The 18,610-nt window shown below is 53.2% G+C and carries 21 protein-coding genes and 1 tRNA gene; 6 read left to right on the plus strand and 16 right to left on the minus strand.

Features of this window, described 5'->3' with window-relative positions; translation table 11 throughout:
- Positions 1-14: 14 nt before the first annotated feature.
- From LOC22_RS06500 to LOC22_RS06510, 3 genes are read right to left on the minus strand one after another with little or no spacing between them, the layout of a single operon-like run.
- The gene (locus LOC22_RS06500) at positions 15-533 is read right to left on the minus strand and encodes a 2-oxo-tetronate isomerase (RefSeq protein ID WP_003862863.1); all 519 of its coding nucleotides are present in this window, start codon (positions 531-533) and stop codon (positions 15-17) included.
- An 11-nt stretch (positions 534-544) separates the two neighbouring features.
- The gene (locus LOC22_RS06505) at positions 545-991 is read right to left on the minus strand and encodes a DUF421 domain-containing protein (protein WP_006811854.1); all 447 of its coding nucleotides are present in this window, start codon (positions 989-991) and stop codon (positions 545-547) included.
- Positions 992-1,000: 9 nt separating this feature from the next.
- On the minus strand, positions 1,001-1,504 hold the full coding sequence (locus LOC22_RS06510) for a hypothetical protein (protein ID WP_015571782.1): 504 nt from the start codon (positions 1,502-1,504) through the stop codon (positions 1,001-1,003).
- A gap of 139 nt (positions 1,505-1,643) precedes the next feature.
- Here LOC22_RS06510 and LOC22_RS06515 point away from each other — a divergent pair, with 139 nt between their 5' ends.
- Both LOC22_RS06515 and LOC22_RS06520 read left to right on the plus strand, forming a co-directional pair.
- Positions 1,644-2,033, plus strand: a complete 390-nt coding sequence (locus LOC22_RS06515; protein ID WP_032649404.1) for a YdeI family stress tolerance OB fold protein — start codon at positions 1,644-1,646, stop codon at positions 2,031-2,033.
- A 61-nt stretch (positions 2,034-2,094) separates the two neighbouring features.
- Positions 2,095-2,979, plus strand: a complete 885-nt coding sequence (locus tag LOC22_RS06520) for an SDR family oxidoreductase (protein ID WP_032649406.1) — start codon at positions 2,095-2,097, stop codon at positions 2,977-2,979.
- 102 nt (positions 2,980-3,081) lie between these two features.
- On the opposite strand, the gene LOC22_RS06525 is transcribed toward LOC22_RS06520, so the two are convergent.
- Complete coding sequence (locus LOC22_RS06525; protein ID WP_230239439.1) at positions 3,082-5,064, minus strand: alkyl/aryl-sulfatase; 1,983 nt, start codon at positions 5,062-5,064, stop codon at positions 3,082-3,084.
- A 171-nt stretch (positions 5,065-5,235) separates the two neighbouring features.
- On the opposite strand from LOC22_RS06525, the gene LOC22_RS06530 reads away from it, so the two are divergent.
- Entirely contained in the window at positions 5,236-5,634 is a 399-nt protein-coding gene (locus tag LOC22_RS06530; RefSeq protein ID WP_039269849.1) for a hypothetical protein, read from the plus strand.
- A 59-nt stretch (positions 5,635-5,693) separates the two neighbouring features.
- On the opposite strand, the gene LOC22_RS06535 is transcribed toward LOC22_RS06530, so the two are convergent.
- The 5 genes from LOC22_RS06535 to LOC22_RS06555 form a co-directional block, all read right to left on the minus strand.
- A complete protein-coding gene (locus LOC22_RS06535) occupies positions 5,694-6,305 on the minus strand; it encodes an outer membrane beta-barrel protein (protein WP_032619086.1) in 612 nt (203 codons plus the stop codon).
- 100 nt (positions 6,306-6,405) lie between these two features.
- Entirely contained in the window at positions 6,406-7,035 is a 630-nt protein-coding gene (locus tag LOC22_RS06540; RefSeq protein WP_015571785.1) for a winged helix-turn-helix transcriptional regulator, read from the minus strand.
- Positions 7,036-7,098: 63 nt separating this feature from the next.
- Positions 7,099-8,274 carry an OmpP1/FadL family transporter gene (locus tag LOC22_RS06545; RefSeq protein WP_063150902.1) on the minus strand — a complete coding sequence of 392 codons (1,176 nt, stop codon included), beginning with the start codon at positions 8,272-8,274 and terminating at the stop codon, positions 7,099-7,101.
- A 222-nt stretch (positions 8,275-8,496) separates the two neighbouring features.
- Positions 8,497-9,165, minus strand: a complete 669-nt coding sequence (locus LOC22_RS06550) for an isochorismatase family protein (protein ID WP_023295377.1) — start codon at positions 9,163-9,165, stop codon at positions 8,497-8,499.
- Positions 9,166-9,424: 259 nt separating this feature from the next.
- Positions 9,425-9,568 (minus strand): hypothetical protein, encoded by a 144-nt coding sequence (locus LOC22_RS06555; RefSeq protein WP_015571788.1) that lies wholly within the window; start codon positions 9,566-9,568, stop codon positions 9,425-9,427.
- Positions 9,569-9,942: 374 nt separating this feature from the next.
- Here LOC22_RS06555 and LOC22_RS06560 point away from each other — a divergent pair, with 374 nt between their 5' ends.
- The gene (locus LOC22_RS06560) at positions 9,943-10,125 is read left to right on the plus strand and encodes a hypothetical protein (RefSeq protein ID WP_072134569.1); all 183 of its coding nucleotides are present in this window, start codon (positions 9,943-9,945) and stop codon (positions 10,123-10,125) included.
- Positions 10,103-10,528 (plus strand): hypothetical protein, encoded by a 426-nt coding sequence (locus LOC22_RS06565; protein ID WP_023295378.1) that lies wholly within the window; start codon positions 10,103-10,105, stop codon positions 10,526-10,528. Before LOC22_RS06560 ends, LOC22_RS06565 begins: the two co-directional genes overlap by 23 nt.
- 251 nt (positions 10,529-10,779) lie before the next feature.
- Here the strand turns inward: LOC22_RS06565 and LOC22_RS06570 are convergent.
- Both LOC22_RS06570 and actS read right to left on the minus strand, forming a co-directional pair.
- A tRNA-Gly gene (locus LOC22_RS06570) sits at positions 10,780-10,853 on the minus strand.
- Between the two features lie 80 nt (positions 10,854-10,933).
- Positions 10,934-11,674, minus strand: a complete 741-nt coding sequence (gene actS, locus LOC22_RS06575) for an amidase activator ActS (RefSeq protein ID WP_022651807.1) — start codon at positions 11,672-11,674, stop codon at positions 10,934-10,936.
- A gap of 163 nt (positions 11,675-11,837) precedes the next feature.
- Between actS and idi the strand changes: the two genes are divergently transcribed.
- The gene (gene idi, locus LOC22_RS06580) at positions 11,838-12,380 is read left to right on the plus strand and encodes an isopentenyl-diphosphate Delta-isomerase (RefSeq protein WP_003863454.1); all 543 of its coding nucleotides are present in this window, start codon (positions 11,838-11,840) and stop codon (positions 12,378-12,380) included.
- A gap of 48 nt (positions 12,381-12,428) precedes the next feature.
- Here the strand turns inward: idi and lysS are convergent, their stop codons facing one another.
- The 5 genes from lysS to xerD form a co-directional block, all read right to left on the minus strand.
- A complete protein-coding gene (gene lysS, locus LOC22_RS06585; RefSeq protein WP_047719219.1) occupies positions 12,429-13,946 on the minus strand; it encodes a lysine--tRNA ligase in 1,518 nt (505 codons plus the stop codon).
- Positions 13,947-13,955: 9 nt separating this feature from the next.
- Positions 13,956-15,054 (minus strand): peptide chain release factor 2 gene (prfB, locus tag LOC22_RS06590; RefSeq protein ID WP_096147815.1). Its coding sequence is split into 2 segments (ribosomal slippage): positions 13,956-14,978 and positions 14,980-15,054, totalling 1,098 coding nucleotides; the frame shifts between segments, so codons are not numbered across the junction.
- Positions 15,055-15,144: 90 nt separating this feature from the next.
- Positions 15,145-16,878, minus strand: coding sequence for a single-stranded-DNA-specific exonuclease RecJ (gene recJ, locus LOC22_RS06595; protein WP_230239440.1), 1,734 nt, complete (start codon positions 16,876-16,878; stop codon positions 15,145-15,147).
- 5 nt (positions 16,879-16,883) lie between these two features.
- Positions 16,884-17,597, minus strand: a complete 714-nt coding sequence (gene dsbC, locus LOC22_RS06600) for a bifunctional protein-disulfide isomerase/oxidoreductase DsbC (RefSeq protein ID WP_015571792.1) — start codon at positions 17,595-17,597, stop codon at positions 16,884-16,886.
- 28 nt (positions 17,598-17,625) lie between these two features.
- The gene (xerD, locus tag LOC22_RS06605) at positions 17,626-18,522 is read right to left on the minus strand and encodes a site-specific tyrosine recombinase XerD (RefSeq protein ID WP_003863442.1); all 897 of its coding nucleotides are present in this window, start codon (positions 18,520-18,522) and stop codon (positions 17,626-17,628) included.
- Positions 18,523-18,610 lie beyond the last annotated feature (88 nt).

An 18,610-nucleotide genomic window follows, 5' to 3' on the forward strand; every position in this document is an offset into this window, starting at 1 on the left:
CCTTTCCCCTTGTTTCAGACGTTATCCCAGCCGGAGAGTATTTCGATCAGTTCAGACAGGGAATAACGCACCGCTTTATCCACCACATCCTGACATTCACCGGAAAACAGCACGGTGCGGGTTTCCGTCTGTCCGCGAATATTCCAGCCGAAGCAGACCGTACCGGCTGCGGTGCCATCGTCGCCGCCTTCCGGTCCCGCATAGCCGCTGATGGCAAGGCCGATATCCGCCTCGGCAATTTCGCGAATTTTAGCGGCCATCTCGGTCACCGTTTGTTCACTGACGGCGGTGAAGCGCTCAATGGTTTCGTGCCGCACGCCGAGGATCCTCTCCTTCGCCGCATCGCTGAACACCACCATGCCAACGTCATAAAATTCCGCCGTGTTCTCTTCGGCACAAAGCGCAACCGCGAGATTGCCGCCGGTACAGGACTCTGCGGTGGTTAACCGCAAACCTCTGTCCGTAAGCTGAGTGGCGAGCTTTTTCGTCAGCTCGCTGATGGTGCTGTTGCTGTCGTGAATAAGGTTGCTCATCGCGTTGCCCCTTAATTTTCGTCCGGAATAATAGAAATATGACCATTACGCTCAAGAATAGCGTATTTAATCTCCTTCAATTCTGTAATACCGTGATTCTGGCGGGCTGATACCAATATATCATCACAGGATACATCGACCTTTTTCAGTTTATCGGCAAGGGGAACACCGTTCTCCACCAATATCACCGGCGTGCCATCAAGAATATTCTCGACAGTGGAAAAATATTTTTTCAGCAGGCCAAAAATAATATCCACAACCACCAGCGTCGTTATTGTAATCATCGCGCCGGTGACGGAGAAATCTTCGCCAAGCAGCGCCTGTTGTGTCGCCTCACTGATAATTAAGAGCAAAATAAGGTCAAAACTGGTCATTTGTAGCAGAGCGCGTCGCCCGGCAACTTTAAACACAATGACCAGAAACAGGTAAATTGCCAGGGCACGAAAAACCATGTCCATATTCGACTCCTAGGGGTAAATAAACTGCCAGAAATGGATATCTGGCTCGTTGTTTACGCGGATGCTGTTTGTCCACTTCCCTGCTTTTGACGGCGTGATGAATAACAAAACGGTAAATTTATCGGTCTGTTGTAAACGATCGTAGACGAGAAACAGGGTATTCCCCCGGCTGTACATGCTGTCCGGCTGTGGCCAGACGCTGCCGGGCTCATATGCGTCGCTGCTTTCGCTGGTCATGCTGAGGGTATATTTCCCCTCAGACGTCACCGGAAACGTCAGTGCCATCCGCGATTCGGTCTGGCGGCGACCGAAGCGCTCATAGCTCAGGGTCAGGGATTTTGCTTCGTTTGTTTTCTCCACGTCGCTGACCGCGCCGCTGGAAAACAGGCCGGCTATCGCGGCCACGATAATAGCTAACAGCACAATAAAACCCACCTGGCGAAATGCATACTCAAACGTCAGTAAACGGCTACTCTCTTTTATCCCAGGCACTTTTTCATTTTTTGGTTCCATGGCTGTGGTCACCGTTTCGCTTAATTGCCGAAATTTATGATTTTCCTGTGCAAATGCTTTTAAGACTTATCACATTTGCCACATAAAGGAATAGCAACAATACTTAATAAGTCAAGACATCCAAAATGAAGGATATCAGATGAAATTATCAGTGATTTCAGCCTTGTTTATATTAATTATCCCTACTGCATGGGCAGATAATAACGGCGGGTTACAAAAGGGTGACGCGCCGCCACCGCCGCATGCGCTGGACAGCGGTTATCGTGGTACCGATGATGCGCGCATTATGACCATTACTCAGGCGAAAGAGATGCATGATGGTGCCTCTATTTCATTGCGCGGCAATCTTATTGATGGCAATGGCGATAAATACGTTTTCCAGGATAAAACCGGGAAAATCGACGTTATTATCCCGAAAGCCGTATTTGACGACAGAACCGTGGAACCTGACAACATGATCAGTATTAGCGGCTCGCTCGATAAAAAATCATCCCCACCCGTAGTGCGGGTCAGCCACTTGCAAAAATAATTCAGCGAAGCGTTAACGCTGTAACTATCCATCAAATCTCACCCCTAACAAGGAGTTAGCTATGAGTGATAATGAACAACGTACGAACGCTTACCCAACGCCACCTTTCCCGGAGCAGCCCCAGACGCCACCGGGCCTGGCCTCTGAGATGGAACCCGTACCCGACCACGGCGAGAAGAGCTACAAAGGGCATGGTCGTCTTGCCGGTAAGAAGGCGCTAATTACCGGGGGCGATTCCGGCATAGGACGCGCGGTAGCCATTGCCTATGCCCGCGAAGGGGCAGATGTCGCGATTAACTATTTGCCGGAAGAGGAAGAAGACGCAGCGGAAGTCATCGCCCTGATTAAAGCGGAAGGACGAAATGCCGTCGCGCTTCCGGGCGATGTGCGGGACGAAACTTTTTGTCAGAACCTGGTGGAGCAGGCCGTCTCAAAACTGGGCGGGCTGGATATCCTGGTGAATAACGCAGGCCGCCAGCAGTACCGTGAATCGCTGGAAGAACTGACCACGGAAGATTTTGACGCGACCTTTAAGACCAACGTCTATGCGCCTTTCTGGATCACAAAGGCGGCGTTGCGCCATATGAAAGCCCCTGCTTCCATCATTAACACCTCCTCCGTTCAGGCGGTGAAACCGAGCGCCGTACTGCTTGACTATGCGCAGACCAAAGCCTGTCTGGCGGTGTTCACCAAAGCGCTGGCGAAACAGCTGGGGCCGAAGGGGATCCGCGTGAACGCGGTAGCGCCGGGACCTTACTGGACCGTGCTTCAGCCCAGCGGTGGGCAGCCACAGGAAAAAGTGAAACATTTTGGCGAGAGTACCCCTCTGGGACGCCCGGGACAGCCCGTGGAGATCGCACCGCTGTATGTCACCCTGGCCTCGGATGAGTGTTCATACACCTCCGGGCAGGTGTGGTGTTCAGACGGCGGGGATGGCGTCATCTAGCGCTCAAGGCGCGCAGAGTGTAGGCCGGGTAAGGCGAAGCTGCCACCCGGCAAATTGTTGCAGGCGAAAGCTAAAGGGCTGCGAAAGCAGCCTTTTTTACGTTTAAGGGGTGACGACAGGAAACCAGAAGCTGAAGCTTTCCATGCAGCGCAGCATTTCGTTTACCTTCGCGGCATTGCCGACGATCGTCACCTCTCCTGCCTGTTGCGCCTTTTTCAACGTGGTCTCTTTGAGGATGATTTTATTCAGCGTTTCGCGGCTGAGCGTGATGGTTGCATCCGGATCTTCTGCCTGAGCGTTGGCGCTATGGTTCAGCACGCCATTCTCCAGCTCCAGCTTGTACCTGCCGCCCTCGCGACCCAGATCAACGTTAAAAATCCCTCTGGCATTCGCAGCTCTGACGCCGTTAAGGTGAACGCCGAAGTAGTCAAAAATCATCTCAGTCGACATGGCACGAACCGCATCCGGGCTGGCGGTATTGGGCGTCGGCATCCTCTTCACCCCGTTACGCAACTCCTGCGCACCGGTGAGGTAGGCGTTACGCCAGGGTCCTGACTCGGCCTGGTATCCCAGCTGTTCAACCGCGTCCGCTTCCAGTTCGCGCGCCGCCTTATTATTTGGATCGGCAAAAACGACTTTACTCACTACCTGCGCCACCCAGCGGTAATTTCCCCGGGCATAATCAACCCGGGCTTTTTCAAGGATCGCGCGGGCTCCGCCCATGTAATCGACATATTTTTTCGCTGCCTCGACCGGAGGCAGTTCATTGAGCGTCGCCGGATTTCCGTCGAACCAGCCAAGATAGTAGACATAGGTGGCTTTGACATTGTTGCTTACCGAGCCGTAATAGCCACGGCCTGCCCAGGATTTTGCCAGCCCGTAAGGCAGGGCGAAATAAGCGGCTATCTCATCCCTCGTCAGCCCTTTATTCGCCAGCCTCAGCGTCTGGTCGTTGATATAGCGGTAGATATCACGCTGGCTTTTCATCAGCTTCACCACTTTTTTATTACCCCATGTGGGCCAGTGGTGCTGCGCGATAATAATTTCCGCTTTATCCCCCCAACGATCGAGGGCGTTATTGATGTATTTTGACCATGCCAGCGGATCGTGTATCTTCGCCCCGCGCAGCGAGTAAGTATTGTGCAGGGTGTGAGTGACGTTCTCTGCTGCTTCAATCAGCTTTTTCTCTTCCACATACCAGAGCATTTCAGACGGCGCTTCCGACCCCGGCGCCAGCATAAAATCATAGGTGAGACCGTCGATGATCTCTTTCTGCCCGTCTTCGGTAATGGCGTGAGTGGGCGCGATAAGCGTGACCGTCCCGGCTGAGGTGGTCGTCCCCAGACCCGCCCCTACCTGACCTTTTACATTGGCCTTTAACAGGTTTCCGTAGATATAACTGGCACGGCGGCTCATGGCATTTCCGGCCATGATATTTTCCGATACCGCCTCTTCCATAAAACCTGCTGGAGCATAGACTTTCACTTTGCCGGTTATCACTCCCGCTTCATCGACTACGCCACGCACGCCGCCATAATGATCGACATGACTATGGGTATAAATAACGGCAACAACCGGGCGTTTGCCACGATGTTGAACGTAAAGATCCATGCCCGCTTTGGCCGTTTCCGCAGACACCAGCGGATCGATAACCGTGATCCCCTCTTTGCCCTCTATAATCGTCATATTCGACAGATCGAGGTTACGGATCTGGTAGACGCCTTCCGTGACCTCAAACAGACCGCCAATATTATTCAGCTGCGCCTGACGCCACAGGCTCGGGTTGACGGTATCCGGCGCTTTTTGCCCTTCTTTGATAAAAGCGTATTTCTGGGGGTTCCAGATAACGGCGCCTTTTTCGCCTTTAATCACCGCGGGTGGCAGCGGGGCAATAAAGCCTTTGTGCGCATTTCGGAAATCGGTCTTATCAAAGAAGGGCAGTTGACCATAAAGTGCATCATTCATCTCTTTCGTATGGGCAGTGGCTCCCTTCCCTTCCTTTTGTGCCAGGACAGGCAATGAGGTCAACGACACTAATAGCAGACCAGCAACGGCCATCGCACTAACGAGAGTTTTAAATTTCATACTTCCTCGAGGAGTTATATTCACGCTGGCGGTATATGGGGGGAAAGGAGGCTATCACCAGGCTTATCTTTAACCTATGGAAATAACGTTTATAAATAAATTAGTTTATTCTTTCGTCGCTGCGTCCTTAAGGGATAATGCTGAGTCCAGTTATTTCCCCGGAGTGATTCGATGAAGAGCCTGCCGTTCTTTTTCGCTGTATTAACCATCAGCACATTATCAGCCTGTAGTTCTCCCCAACCAGACAATGTTGAAAAAATTAATCATCTGCAAATTCCACTGGTGTTGCCGGGGGAAAAACCGCCGCAGGCACAGATATCGCATATCGCGTCTCTTTATCAGGAAAATAAACAGCAGATCGAGACCTTAACGCGCAGCGTAAAATCACAGTATCTACAGGACACCACCGCAAAAGAAATTTTTGTTGCGGACAGTGACGTTCAACGCGTCTATGCCTCGCTGACCAAACTGGAACAGTTAGATATGGTTAATCAGCAATACCTGAAAGATAATAATGTCACGGGCCTGCAAAATATTCATATCATTCTTGAACCGTTATTCACCAGCTGAAAATAAAAAACCCGGCAACATAAGCAGCCGGGTTTTTATTAATGGGCATATCACGGGCATCAGTCGTACTGACCAAAGCGATAGCTAAGCCCTGCGGTGACGGAACTCAGGTCGCTGCTCACGCCGATCTGGTTAACATTGCCCACGTTGCTTACCCACTGATATTCCAGGCGGCCCGCCCAGTTTTTATTGAAAGCGTATTCAGTACCCACGGCTGCAAGCGGGCGCACACCGGTTTCAAAACGATTGTGACCACTTACATCGGATTCAGCGCGATAGCCCATTGCGCCGGCACGGCCGTAAATATCCCAGTCACTGGTCAGGGCATAACTGGCCTTCAGAGACATTTGCAGGCCCTGCGTCTTCATTTGCGCCCCGGCGCCATGCTGACCTTTAATCTGCATGTTACCTAAATAATCATAACCACCTTCTACCGCAAGCCATGGGGTAATCTGATAACCCGTATAAACACCCCCGCCGACATTATCATGGTTAAAATCGAAGTGATCGGAATACGTGTTCTCAAACGCTTTTGAACCCATATTGGTATCAAAATAGTGAGACCAGCCGAATTTAGCCCCGCTATACCAGGTGCCCGCATCAGCGGCGGCGAACGCGGAAGTGGCGGTAAATGCATTAGCCATAATCAATGCGATAACTGTCTTTTTCATAAATATACCGTTTACTTGATAATGTTAAATCTGAGAAAGCAAACGATATAGAAAATTAACGGTAGCGTTAATTGCATTTCTGTTTAATTTTAAACTTCCGCTAGAATGACTCGGGTAAATGTCTGACCTCAAGCAGATATCCACCGCGCTTAAAGGCGATATATTCCCCCTGCTTAAGGGCAGATAATACATTGAGTATACTGCTGCGAGAGAGCAGCGTACGATCCTGGATATATTCCAGAATCGTGGTACGCAAACGCGTCTCTTCCGGGAGCAAAATCATTTCCTGAAGGTGGTTACGAATAACGGAATAGGTACGCTGCTGGAGTACCTGGGCATCACGGAATATTAAATAGGCCGTATGGTATGAGAGCAGCGCGGCGACATCCTCCCAGACGCCCTCGGCACGAAACAATTCAGCCGCCTTGTCCGCATCGAGACGTAAAATAGTCGACTCTCTTTCAGCACGGAGAAGGTGCCCCTGCGTAGGCTGGATCATCTCTGCAATACCAAACAAATGCGGCTCGTAAACGGTCACTACCACCAGTCCATCCGAAGCCCGCAGCAGGGACAACTCCCCTTCCAGAAAGAGGTACATCTGCTGTTTCCCCTTCCGTAACCAGGTGAGTCGTTTACGCGGAACAACGTGCACTTTCTCCGCTATCGGCTCAAGGATGGCGGTCAGTCGTTCGATGGATTTTTCGGGTCGAACAGGCGGTAAAATATGCATGGTACAACCTTCTGACATTCAATATCTGCCATTATAGACCATATATTTTAAGCGGTTAGCCGATCAAAACTGATAGCTGTAGTTGACGCTGGCAAACCAAAGATAAGGATGATCGTAACTTCCGGCAAACGCCGTCGGGGATTTCACATGCGACGACTGCATATGAAGATACGACACGGCAATACCAATATTGCTGGCCGGGGTGATCTGATACTGGGCTCCCGTGCCAAATCGCCACTCATCCCCGGTGGGTAAAGTTAAGGCCACATCACTCTGACTCTCATACGGCGAGCTGTCGAACGCCACACCGATATTCAGTCGCCACTGAGGTGTTGGACGATACTGCACGCCCACCGCGCCGTGCCACGTATCCTTCAGGCGGCTGACGTTGTTCAGTTGCCGATCCCCAACGACGATTTGCGGGGCACCGAACTGGCTCCAGTCCTGCCAGCCGAGATCGCCCATAACCGACCACCGCGGGTTAATATCATGCACAAGACTGAGCATGATTTGCTGCGGCGCGCTGATTTGTGCCGACACCGGCAGGTCGTAGGCGCCATTCTGCATGCGAGCTTTGCCGTCAACAGAGTAGCGATAGTTCGTCTCGCTGTTCCATGTAATACCGGCTCGTGTCTGGTCGGTCAGTTGCATGAGTAGCCCAAGCCGATAGCTCATGGCCCAGTCCTCATCATGCTGCCGATAGTCATTATCATTAACGTTGCGGGTCAGCGAGAAATAACCGTAATTAACGTTGGCGGACGCCCCTATTGAGAGTCGGTCGTTGAGCTTGTATGCCAGTGACGGACTGAGCGTCATTGCAACCAGGGTGCTCTTTTTAATCAGCCTGTCGCCCGCCCAGCTACCGTAATCGATCCCCAGACCGTAATTACCGTAAAGCCCGATCCCGGCATAAAGATCATCGTTTATCTTCTGGCTATAAAAGGCGCTGGCATTCGGGATGGTTTTCATCACGTCGCCGGGGCTTTGATGGGCATGGTTATCCAGCTGGTTGTCGATGGAGCCATCCATAACCTGTAACCCACCGGTGACCATATGATCCGGCAGGCGCGTCATGCCAGCAGGGTTGGTCATGATTGTCGAGGCGTCCTGCGCACGAGCCGCCTGCCCTGCTCCGGCAAGCGCGGTATCTTCGGTGCCGGCTTCATAAAAATAGAGGGCGCTGGCATGGGCACTGGAGGCGGCAAATAAGCCCGCGCACAGGAGGAGTCGTGTTTTCATCTGCGATCCGGGAAATAAAAAATTTGCCGACAGATATAACAGGGGCGCCTGATGACGTAAAAAGGAAGAGGGTTTAATTTTAAATTATGCGCGGTTCAGCCCCTCTTAATATCTCTGAAAATTCAGCGACGTCCGGAATACGACGCCGCTACGTCCTGCACCTGTAATACGTTCAGGTACAGGACGATAAAATCCAGGAATTTTGTTCAGGTTTATCCGGCCTTACTTATAATGCTCCAGATTGGTTTCCGGGCCCGTTCTGGCAATTTCCTGAGCTTTGCCGAAACTTTCAATCAGGCACTTATATTCCGGACAGACATGCTCTGCCAGGATCTCAGCAAAGCGAGAACCTTCCGCGCGGTTCCAGGTTCTCATTAATTCAGCGACAATGGCAAACGTATCGGTAGGGATCGCTCCCGCCTGAGCCACGCGCGCGATGGTGGTATCGGTCGCGATTTTGGACCAGTTCCCCGAGGCATCCACAACACAGTAAACCTTATACCCCTCCTGGACAGCGCTAACCGCAGGGAACGCCATGCAGACGCTGGTGAGCGTGCCGGCAATAATCAGGGTCTTTCTGCCCGTCTTTTCCACTTCCTTCACAAACGCCGGATTATCCCAGGTATTAATCTGCCCGGTGCGTGGAACATACACGGCATGGGGTGCATATTTGTGAATTTCCGGGATGAGCGGGCCATTGGGACCGTCAGGAACAGAGGCCGTGGTGATCACCGGGATATTTAAAAGCGTGGCAACTTTGGCTATCGCTGTCACATAATTACGAAGGTCTGGTACAGGCACATCACGTACCGTGTTGAATAAGCCACTCTGATGGTCGATGAGTAAAATTACAGCGTCATCAGTATCAATCATACCGTTTGTAGCAGCCATATTTCTTTCCTCATGATTTCTTTTACATTGCCGTCAACTCTCCCGGCTCCGCGATTTTACATGCACATGGTCAGGGTATAATGCATTGATAAATCATAATGAATAGTAGTCCGATCCGGTCTGAATACCGCATCATTTCAGGACAATTTCTGGCACGGTACGCTGAGCCATCGACGCTGACGGAAAGCCCTCGTGAGGAGAAGAGATCTTTACAATGCCGTTATGCGGCCATTCGTATTCGTTCGGCTGAAGGCAAGCGTTACTCACTACTGGGATCGCCCTTATCCTCCCGCATGGATTCGATAAACTCCCGTTGCTCCTCTGTGAGTTCAAGCTCATCCAGCAAGCGATCTAACTCTTCTTCAGGTGATTCCTTTTGGTTCTTTCTCTTCCCGGTAGCCATACTCACCCTTGAGTTATTAGGATTAATCTCAGGGTATCCAGGGTACAGGAAATGTGCAACTTAGCGTGTTATGCCGACAACCGATCATAACAATGAACGAAAGGGGGAAGCAGGTACGCCAGTACAGGAAAGACTGATAGGGGTATTCCTGTTCCGGCGATGAAAGATAGCCAATTGAAAGCCTTGCCAGATCACATACGGGCTTTGCAATAATCGAGAGGGTGCAATGCCAACCTTCCCTTTAATTTAACTTAACTCAAATTTAATCACATTTAAATTAATGATTTTGTTAGATTTAATCGTTTATTGCCCTCTCACACATAGGTACACTTTCTCTATGGTTTTTTTTATAACAGCATGAGGAAAAAGTGAAAATGGCTATTCCAGCTTACCTATGGCTTAAAGATGACGGTGGCGCAGGATGGGCGCAAAGCCGCGCAGGAACAACGGATCCGGCTTTTGGTGATTGGTTTGGCTCAACGCCTTACGGTGATGATCCTAACGACCAGTACTGGATAAGAGCGGGTATCGACTATGCAAAACGCACAGGTTTTTAAGAAGCGGTATCTACTTCTGATCCTGTTGGCTGTTGTCGCCTATGGGATATACAACTTGCTGCACTTCTCACCACTTGAGCAAGTGATTATTAAGAAGGTGAAAGTTAACAATCTGGCTAATCTTTACATCACAGAAGCGAGTGCAGGAGCCACCACAGGCTTTTCCTACCGTTTCTATCTCTATGATGTAACCAAAGATGATAAAGCGTTTATGGCGAGTCTGGAGAACGATCACCAGCCTTTCATGATCACCACGGACAAAGATGCATTGAAGAAGGTCGAGAATAATGCGATCTACCTTTCCGTGAAGGGAACCATTTACACCTTTCACAGCCCTGCGGATTATCTGGCAGGTGGCTCGATCTACTCCGTCCCTGTCTATTTAACCGCATCACCATACTAAAAACATAGCCAGCTGCCACGCTGGCTCTTTCTCTTCTGGTTTTAGACAACAGAAACCATTAAGCCCCTTAGAGGTTAGAAGACAAGCGAAGCACAGCGATTTCATAAGACTGTCAGAGGGTTACCTGCATTTCGTGTGCAGGGAGGACGTCAATGCTCTACAGGACATAACGCCTAAACAAGTTAGTCAGCGCTACTGAGCAACCTACTGAAATAAAGAAAGTTTTTGAACGGTTCTACTTGGGGAAATTCTGGAGCGGGCGAAGGGAATCGAACCCTCGTATAGAGCTTGGGAAGCTCTCGTTCTACCATTGAACTACGCCCGCTTTGAGGTGCGTAAGGCATTATAGACCTTACGCCTCTTCATACAAGCCTTTACCCCACTAAGTGGCGATTAAATAATCACTTAACACTTCGGCTTACTGCCCTGCGCCGGAAGATAACGCTGCGGATCGATGGCTGTAGCCTTATAGCGGATCTGGAAGTGCAGCTTCACCGTATCCGTCCCGGTACTGCCCATGGTCGCAATCTTCTGCCCCGCCTTCACGTTCTGGCCGTTATTGACCAGCATCGTGTCGTTATGCGCATACGCCGTAATGTAGTCCTCACCATGCTTAATCATGATCAGGTTACCGTATCCACGAAGCTGGTTACCGACATAGACCACCTTCCCGGCCCCTGAAGCGTAAACCGGTGTGCCGCGTGCGGCAGCGATATCAATACCTTTATTGCCACCTTCCGAGAGCGAGTACGGCGCAACCACTTTTCCGCTTGCAGGCCAGATCCAGCAGCGCTGACCGACCGGCGGCCAGGATGATTTAGGCACCTGATAGGATGGCGTGACTTTGGCTGTTTTACGCGTTGAGGACTTTTTCCCTGAAGAGGAACCGCCGTTAACCTTGAGCTTCTGCCCTACCTCAATAGTATACGGTGGAGAGATATTATTCAGGCGCGCCAGCTCCTTCACGCTGGTTCCCGTGGCGCGTGAGATGCGGTAGAGCGTGTCCCCGCGCTTAACGGTATAGACTGCACCGGAATAACTGCCCATATCCGAAGATTTACTCCCCGAGCATCCTGCTACAAGTAGCGTCAGCGTCAGGCAGAAAACGGCAATGATCGGGTTTCTCGTCAGGCTTCCTGCAAACAAAACAGCTCCTCGGTCAGCGTGAATGGCGCACTATGATAGCAGCCCAAACTGATGCGGGTCATGCCCTTTTCCGCTCTGTGGGCCAAACCGTTCGCATAAGAATGCAGTATAATAATTCCGCTGGTGGTGCTGAACCATTAAGCATTTTGGCACTGGAGCATCAATGAGTATTCAAGAACACGTTATTTTGGTAAATGACCAGGGAAAGGTGATTGGCACTCAGGAGAAGTACGCCGCGCACACGTCACACACCCCGCTACACCTGGCCTTCTCTTCATGGCTGTTTAACGCTAATGGAGAATGTCTGATCACCCGGCGCGCATTAAGTAAAAAAGCCTGGCCCGGCGTATGGACCAACTCCGTTTGCGGCCATCCACAGGCCGACGAAGCGACAGAGCAGGCGATTATCCGCCGCTGCCGCTTTGAAGTCGGCGCCGAAATCACAGACATCACCCCCATTGCCCCGGAGTTCCGCTACCGTGAAGCCGACCCGTCAGGGATCGTTGAAAACGAAATCTGCCCGGTCTATGCCGCCCGCGTAACGAATACCCTCGCAATCAATGACGATGAAGTGATGGAGTATCAGTGGGTGGAGCTGGACGCGCTATTCCGCGCGCTGGACGCCACACCGTGGGCATTTAGCCCGTGGATGGTGCAGGAAGCGAACACCGCGCGTGAAAAACTCAGCGCCTTCGCGGCGCAATAAAAAAGCCCCGGCGATAAACGCACGGGGCTTTTTTTACGTCTTAACGGCTTATTTCACCGGACGCATCGCCGGGAACAGGATCACGTCGCGGATGGTGTGGCTGTTGGTGAACAGCATCACCATACGGTCGATACCAATACCCAGGCCAGCCGTCGGCGGCAGACCGTGCTCCAGCGCGGTCACGTAGTCTTCGTCGAAGAACATCGCTTCGTCGTCGCCTGCCGCTTTCGCGTTAACCTGATCCTGGAAGCGCTGCGCCTGATCTTCTGCATCGTTCAGCTCGCTAAAGCCGTTACCGATTTCGCGGCCACCGATGAAGAATTCGAAGCGGTCAGTGATTTCCGGGTTCTCGTCATTACGACGCGCCAGGGGAGACACCTCCGCCGGGTATTCAGTGATGAAGGTCGGCTGAATCAGATGCGCTTCGGCCACTTCTTCGAAGATCTCGGTCACGATACGACCCAGGCCCCAGCTCTTCTCAACCTTAATACCGATGCTTTCAGCGATCGCTTTCGCAGAGTCGAAGTTATCCAGATCCGCCATGTTGGTTTCCGGACGGTATTTCTTGATCGCTTCGCGCATGGTCAGTTTTTCGAACGGCTTGCCGAAGTCGAACACCTCTTCACCGTAAGGCACCTGGGTGGTGCCCAGAATGTCCTGCGCCAGGGTGCGGAACAAGGATTCAGTCAGCTCGATCAGATCTTTGTAATCCGCATACGCCATATAGAGTTCCATCATGGTGAACTCTGGGTTATGACGTACGGAGATACCTTCGTTACGGAAGTTACGGTTGATCTCAAACACACGGTCGAAACCGCCGACCACCAGACGCTTCAGATACAGTTCCGGCGCGATACGCAGGTACATGTCCAGGTCCAGGGCGTTGTGATGGGTGATGAACGGACGGGCAGAGGCACCGCCTGGGATCACCTGCATCATCGGGGTTTCTACTTCCATAAAGTCGCGGTTAACCATGAACTGGCGAATACCGGCCATGATCTGGGAGCGAATTTTGAAGGTCTTACGGGATTCATCGTTAGAGATGAGATCCAGGTAACGCTGACGATAGCGCGCTTCCTGATCCTGCAAACCGTGGAACTTGTCCGGCAGCGGGCGCAGGGCTTTGGTCAGCAGACGCAGTTCGGTGCAGTGGATAGACAGTTCACCGGTCTTGGTTTTGAACAGTTTACCTTTAGCGCCCAGGATATCGCCGAGGTCCCACTTTTTGAACTGCTCGTTGTAGATGCCTTCCGGCAGGTCGTCACGAGAGACGTACAGCTGAATGCGGCCGCCAACGTCCTGTAAGGTCACGAAGGACGCTTTACCCATGATACGACGGGTCATCATGCGGCCCGCCACGGACACTTCAACGTTCAGCGCTTCCAGCTCTTCGTTCTCTTTACCGTCGAAGTCTGCGTGCAGTTGGTCTGAGGTGTGGTCACGACGAAAATCGTTCGGGAACGGCACGCCCTGCTTGCGCAGCGCTGCCAGCTTCTCGCGGCGGGTTTTCAGTTCGTTGTTAAGATCGACTACCGCGTCAGCGCCCTGTGCTTGTTGTTCAGACATGTTGGTTCCTCATAACCCTGCTTTCAAACTTGCTTCGATAAATTGGTCCAGGCTGCCGTCCAGCACCGCCTGCGTGTTGCGGGTTTCAACCCCGGTACGCAGGTCTTTGATGCGGGAGTCATCAAGGACGTAAGAACGGATCTGGCTGCCCCAGCCGATATCGGACTTGTTGTCTTCCATCGCCTGCTTCTCAGCATTTTTCTTCTGCATCTCCAGCTCATAAAGCTTCGCTTTCATCTGCTTCATGGCCTGGTCTTTGTTCTTATGCTGGGAACGGTCGTTCTGGCACTGTGTTACCAGCCCGGTTGGAATGTGGGTAATACGCACCGCAGATTCCGTACGGTTAACGTGCTGACCACCCGCGCCGGATGCGCGGTAAACGTCGATACGCAGATCCGCCGGGTTGATGTCGATATCGATATCTTCATCGACTTCCGGGTAGACAAACGCGGAGCTGAAGGAGGTGTGACGACGGCCGCCGGAATCGAACGGGCTCTTACGCACCAGGCGGTGAACGCCGGTCTCGGTACGCAGCCAGCCGTAAGCGTAATCGCCAATAATCTTGATGGTGACGGATTTGATACCCGCCACTTCACCTTCGGACTCTTCGATAATCTCGGTTTTGAAACCGCGCGCTTCCGCCCAGCGCAGGTACATGCGCATCAGCATGCTCGCCCAGTCCTGCGCTTCGGTACCGCCAGAACCTGCCTGAATATCGAGATAGCAGTCAGCGCTATCGTATTCGCCGGAGAACATGCGACGGAATTCCAGCTGCGCCAGCTTCTCTTCCAGCACGTCGAGCTCTGCCACGGCTTCGTTAAAGGTTTCTTCGTCGTCGGCTTCGACAGCCAGCTCCAGCAGCCCAGAAACATCTTCCAGACCCTGCGCCATTTGATCCAGCGTATCTACGATGGCTTCGAGGGAGGAACGCTCTTTACCCAGCGCCTGAGCGCGCTCAGGTTCGTTCCAGACGTCCGGCTGTTCCAGCTCGGCGTTTACTTCTTCGAGACGCTCTTTCTTGGCATCGTAGTCAAAGATACCCCCTAAGAACGTCAGAGCGCTCCGTGAGGTCCTGAATGCGGTTTTTTACCGGATTAATTTCAAACATGGTCTGTTTTCTTTTATGAGCTTGTCAAAATGCGGTGATAAGAGCGGGATTGTACCGAATCCACGCCCTTTTTTATAGAGATTACTGACGCTAAATTGGCCAGATATTGTCGATGATGATCTGAAGGGAGCGGTTACCGCGGAACTCGTTAATATCCAGCTTATAGGCCAGCTCAACCTCGCGCACGCCGTTGTCCGGCCAGATGGAGGTATCAACGTTAAAGGCGATGCCGTCGAGCAGCGGTCCGCCGCCGACCAGTTCCACCATCACTTTGAGATGGCGTTCGCCCACGATGCGCTGTTGCAGCAAACGAAAACGTCCGTCGAAAAGCGGCTCCGGGAACATCTGCCCCCACGGGCCGGCATCGCGCAGCATCTGCGCCACCTCCATGGTCATTTCAGCCGGTGAAAGCTCACCGTCAGAAACCACTTCACCCTGCAACAGAGCCGGATCGATCCACTCGGTGACCAGTTCGCCAAACAGACGCTGGAATTCGTCGAACTTCGCCTCTTCCAGCGACAGGCCTGCCGCCATCGCGTGACCGCCGAACTTAATCATCAAGTTTGGATGCAGCGTATCCAGACGCTCCAGCGCATCGCGCATATGCAGACCCTGAATGGAACGACCGGAGCCTTTCAGCGTGCCGCCCCCGGCGGGGGCGAACGCGATCACCGGGCGGTGGAAACGCTCTTTAATGCGCGACGCCAGAATGCCCACCACGCCCTGGTGCCATTCGGGGTGATACATCGCCAGCCCGCCCGGCAGGGTATCGCCGCTGCGCTCCAGCTTTTCGCACAGGGTCAGCGCTTCGGCCTGCATGCCCTGCTCAATCTCTTTACGGGTCTGGTTGAGTGCGTCCAGCTCACTGGCCAGCACGCGCGCTTCGCCGATGTTGTCGCACAGCAGCAGCGCAACGCCAACCGACATATCATCCAGCCGCCCCGCCGCGTTCAGGCGCGGGCCGAGGGCAAAGCCTAAATCGCTTGCCGCAAGCTTCAGCGGATCGCGGTTGGCAATTTCCAGCAGCGCCTTAATCCCCGGACGGCATTTACCTGCCCGAATGCGGCTTAAGCCCTGCCAGGTGAGAATACGGTTATTGGTATCGAGCGGCACCACGTCCGCCACGGTTCCCAGCGCCACCAGATCGAGATACTCCGCGAGGTTCGGCACGGCAATTCCGCGCGATTCGAACCAGCCCTTATCTCGCAGCAACGTGCGTAACGCCAGCATCAGATAAAACGCTACCCCTACTCCGGCCAGCGATTTCGACGGGAAATCGCAGTCGCGCAGGTTCGGGTTAATGATGGCTTCGGCGGCAGGCAGAGTTTCGCCTGGCAGGTGGTGATCGGTGACCAGTACCGGGATCCCCAGCGCATGGGCATGATCGACCCCCGCATGAGAAGAGATCCCGTTATCCACGGTCATGATCATCTGTGCGCCACGGGCGTGGGCCTGATCGACCACTTCCGGGCTGAGGCCGTAGCCGTCTTCAAACCGGTTCGGCACCAGGTAAGTCACGTTATCACAGCCCAGCGCACGCAGGCTGAGCACGCTCAGCGCGGTACTGGTTGCGCCGTCGGCATCGAAATCGCCCACCACGACAATCCGCGTGCCTTCCCGGAACGCGTCGTAGAGCATTTCAGTCGCTTTTTCGATGCCATTCAGCGCCTGCCAGGGCAGCATGCCTTTGACGCTGCGCTCAAGATCGCTTGCCGTACGCACGCCACGGCTGGCGTACAGCCGCTTTAACAGCAGCGGAAGCGTGTCTGGTAAATCCGCGGTTTCACCCGCATCGCGGCGGCGCAGTTTTATCGGGGCTTTCACGCGAATTATTTACCACCCATCTGTTTCTGGTGCTCGTCGAGGAACGCTTTCATCTCTTTTGGACCCTGGTAGCCCGGTACCACGTAGCCGTTACTCAGCACAATGGCTGGCGTACCGCTCACGCCAAACTGTACGCCCAGCGCGTAGTGGTTAGCGATGTCGATATCGCAGGACGCGGGCTTCACGCCTTTGCCGTTCATCGCATCATCAAAGGCCTTGTTGCGGTCTTTCGCACACCAGATCGCTTTCATATCCTGCTCAGGCTGGCTCTGCACGCCAGCGCGTGGGAAAGCCAGGTAACGCACGGTAATGCCCAGCGCGTTGTAGTCTTTCATCTCTTCATGCAGCTTGTGGCAGTAGCCGCAGGTGATGTCGGTGAAGACAGTAATAACGTGCTTTTCCTGCGCCGCCTTGTAGACAATCATCTCTTTTTCGAGCGCGTTCAGGTTTTTCATCAGCAGCTGGTTAGTGACGTTCACCGGCTGCGCGCCGCTCACGTCGTACATAGGCCCCTGAATGATGTGTTTGCCGTCTTCGGTCACGTACAGCACGCCGCTGTTGGTCAGCACCGTTTTCATGCCAGCCACCGGCGCTGGCTGGATCTCGCTGCTGGCGACGCCGAGTTTCGTCAGAGACTGTTTAATGGCGGCATCGTCCGCATGGGCAATACCGGAAACCGAAGCTGCCAGCAGGGTGAGCAGCGCTAAAGACTTTTTCATATTTGTTCCTGTAACAATTCGTCGGCACTCACGCGCGAGGGTGGTGCTGTTGGTGTAGCTGCCGCAGGCGTTCCGTCGCGACATGGGTGTATATTTGCGTCGTTGAAAGATCGCTGTGTCCAAGCAACATCTGCACCACGCGTAAATCAGCGCCGTGGTTTAACAGATGCGTCGCGAAGGCGTGACGCAAAACGTGCGGCGACAGCTTCTCACTGTCAATACCCGCCAGTGTGGCGTAATGTTTAATGCGATGCCAGAACGTTTGTCGCGTCATCTGCTGCGCGCGCTGGCTCGGGAACAATACATCTATGGAGACGCCGTTCAGCAGCCACGGACGCCCGTGTTCCAGATACGTCTCCAGCCAGTAGACCGCCTCTTCACCCAGCGGCACCAGCCGTTCTTTGTTCCCTTTACCGATAACGCGCACCACGCCCTGACGCAGGCTGATATCGCTCATCGTCAGGCCCACCAGCTCGGAAACGCGCAAGCCCGTGGCATACAATAGTTCAAGCATGGCTTTATCGCGTAACTCCAGCGGAAGGTCAACTGCGGGCGACTGTAATAATCTCTCAACTTGTGCTTCGCTGAGATCTTTTGGCAGCCGCTGAGGCAGTTTAGGCGATGCCAGCAGTGCGCTGGGGTCATCCGCGCGGATCTTCTCGCGGTACAGGTGCTGGAACAGGCGGCGCATGGCGCTCAGCAGACGTGCAGAGCTGGTGGCTTTGTACCCCCCTTCCATCCGCTCAGCCAGTAACCCTTGCAGGTCATCGCTTTGCGCGCTTTCAAGCGTCAGCCCACGATGTGCCAGCCACTCGACCAGCAGCGTGAGATCACGACGATAGGCGCTGAGCGTATTTTCAGCGAGGTTTTTCTCCAGCCACAGCGCGTCGAGAAACTGTTCGATGAGTGCGAGATCCTTTTCCACATCAGCCCCTTTGGTTCTGCAATCTGGCCATTATGCCTGATTGCCATCGGTTTCTGGTACACTACGCGCAAAGTCATAGCAAGAATTG

This window comes from Enterobacter sp. AN-K1 (assembly GCF_020971765.1).
In the GTDB taxonomy this organism is placed as follows: Bacteria; Pseudomonadota; Gammaproteobacteria; order Enterobacterales; family Enterobacteriaceae; genus Enterobacter; species Enterobacter hormaechei_C.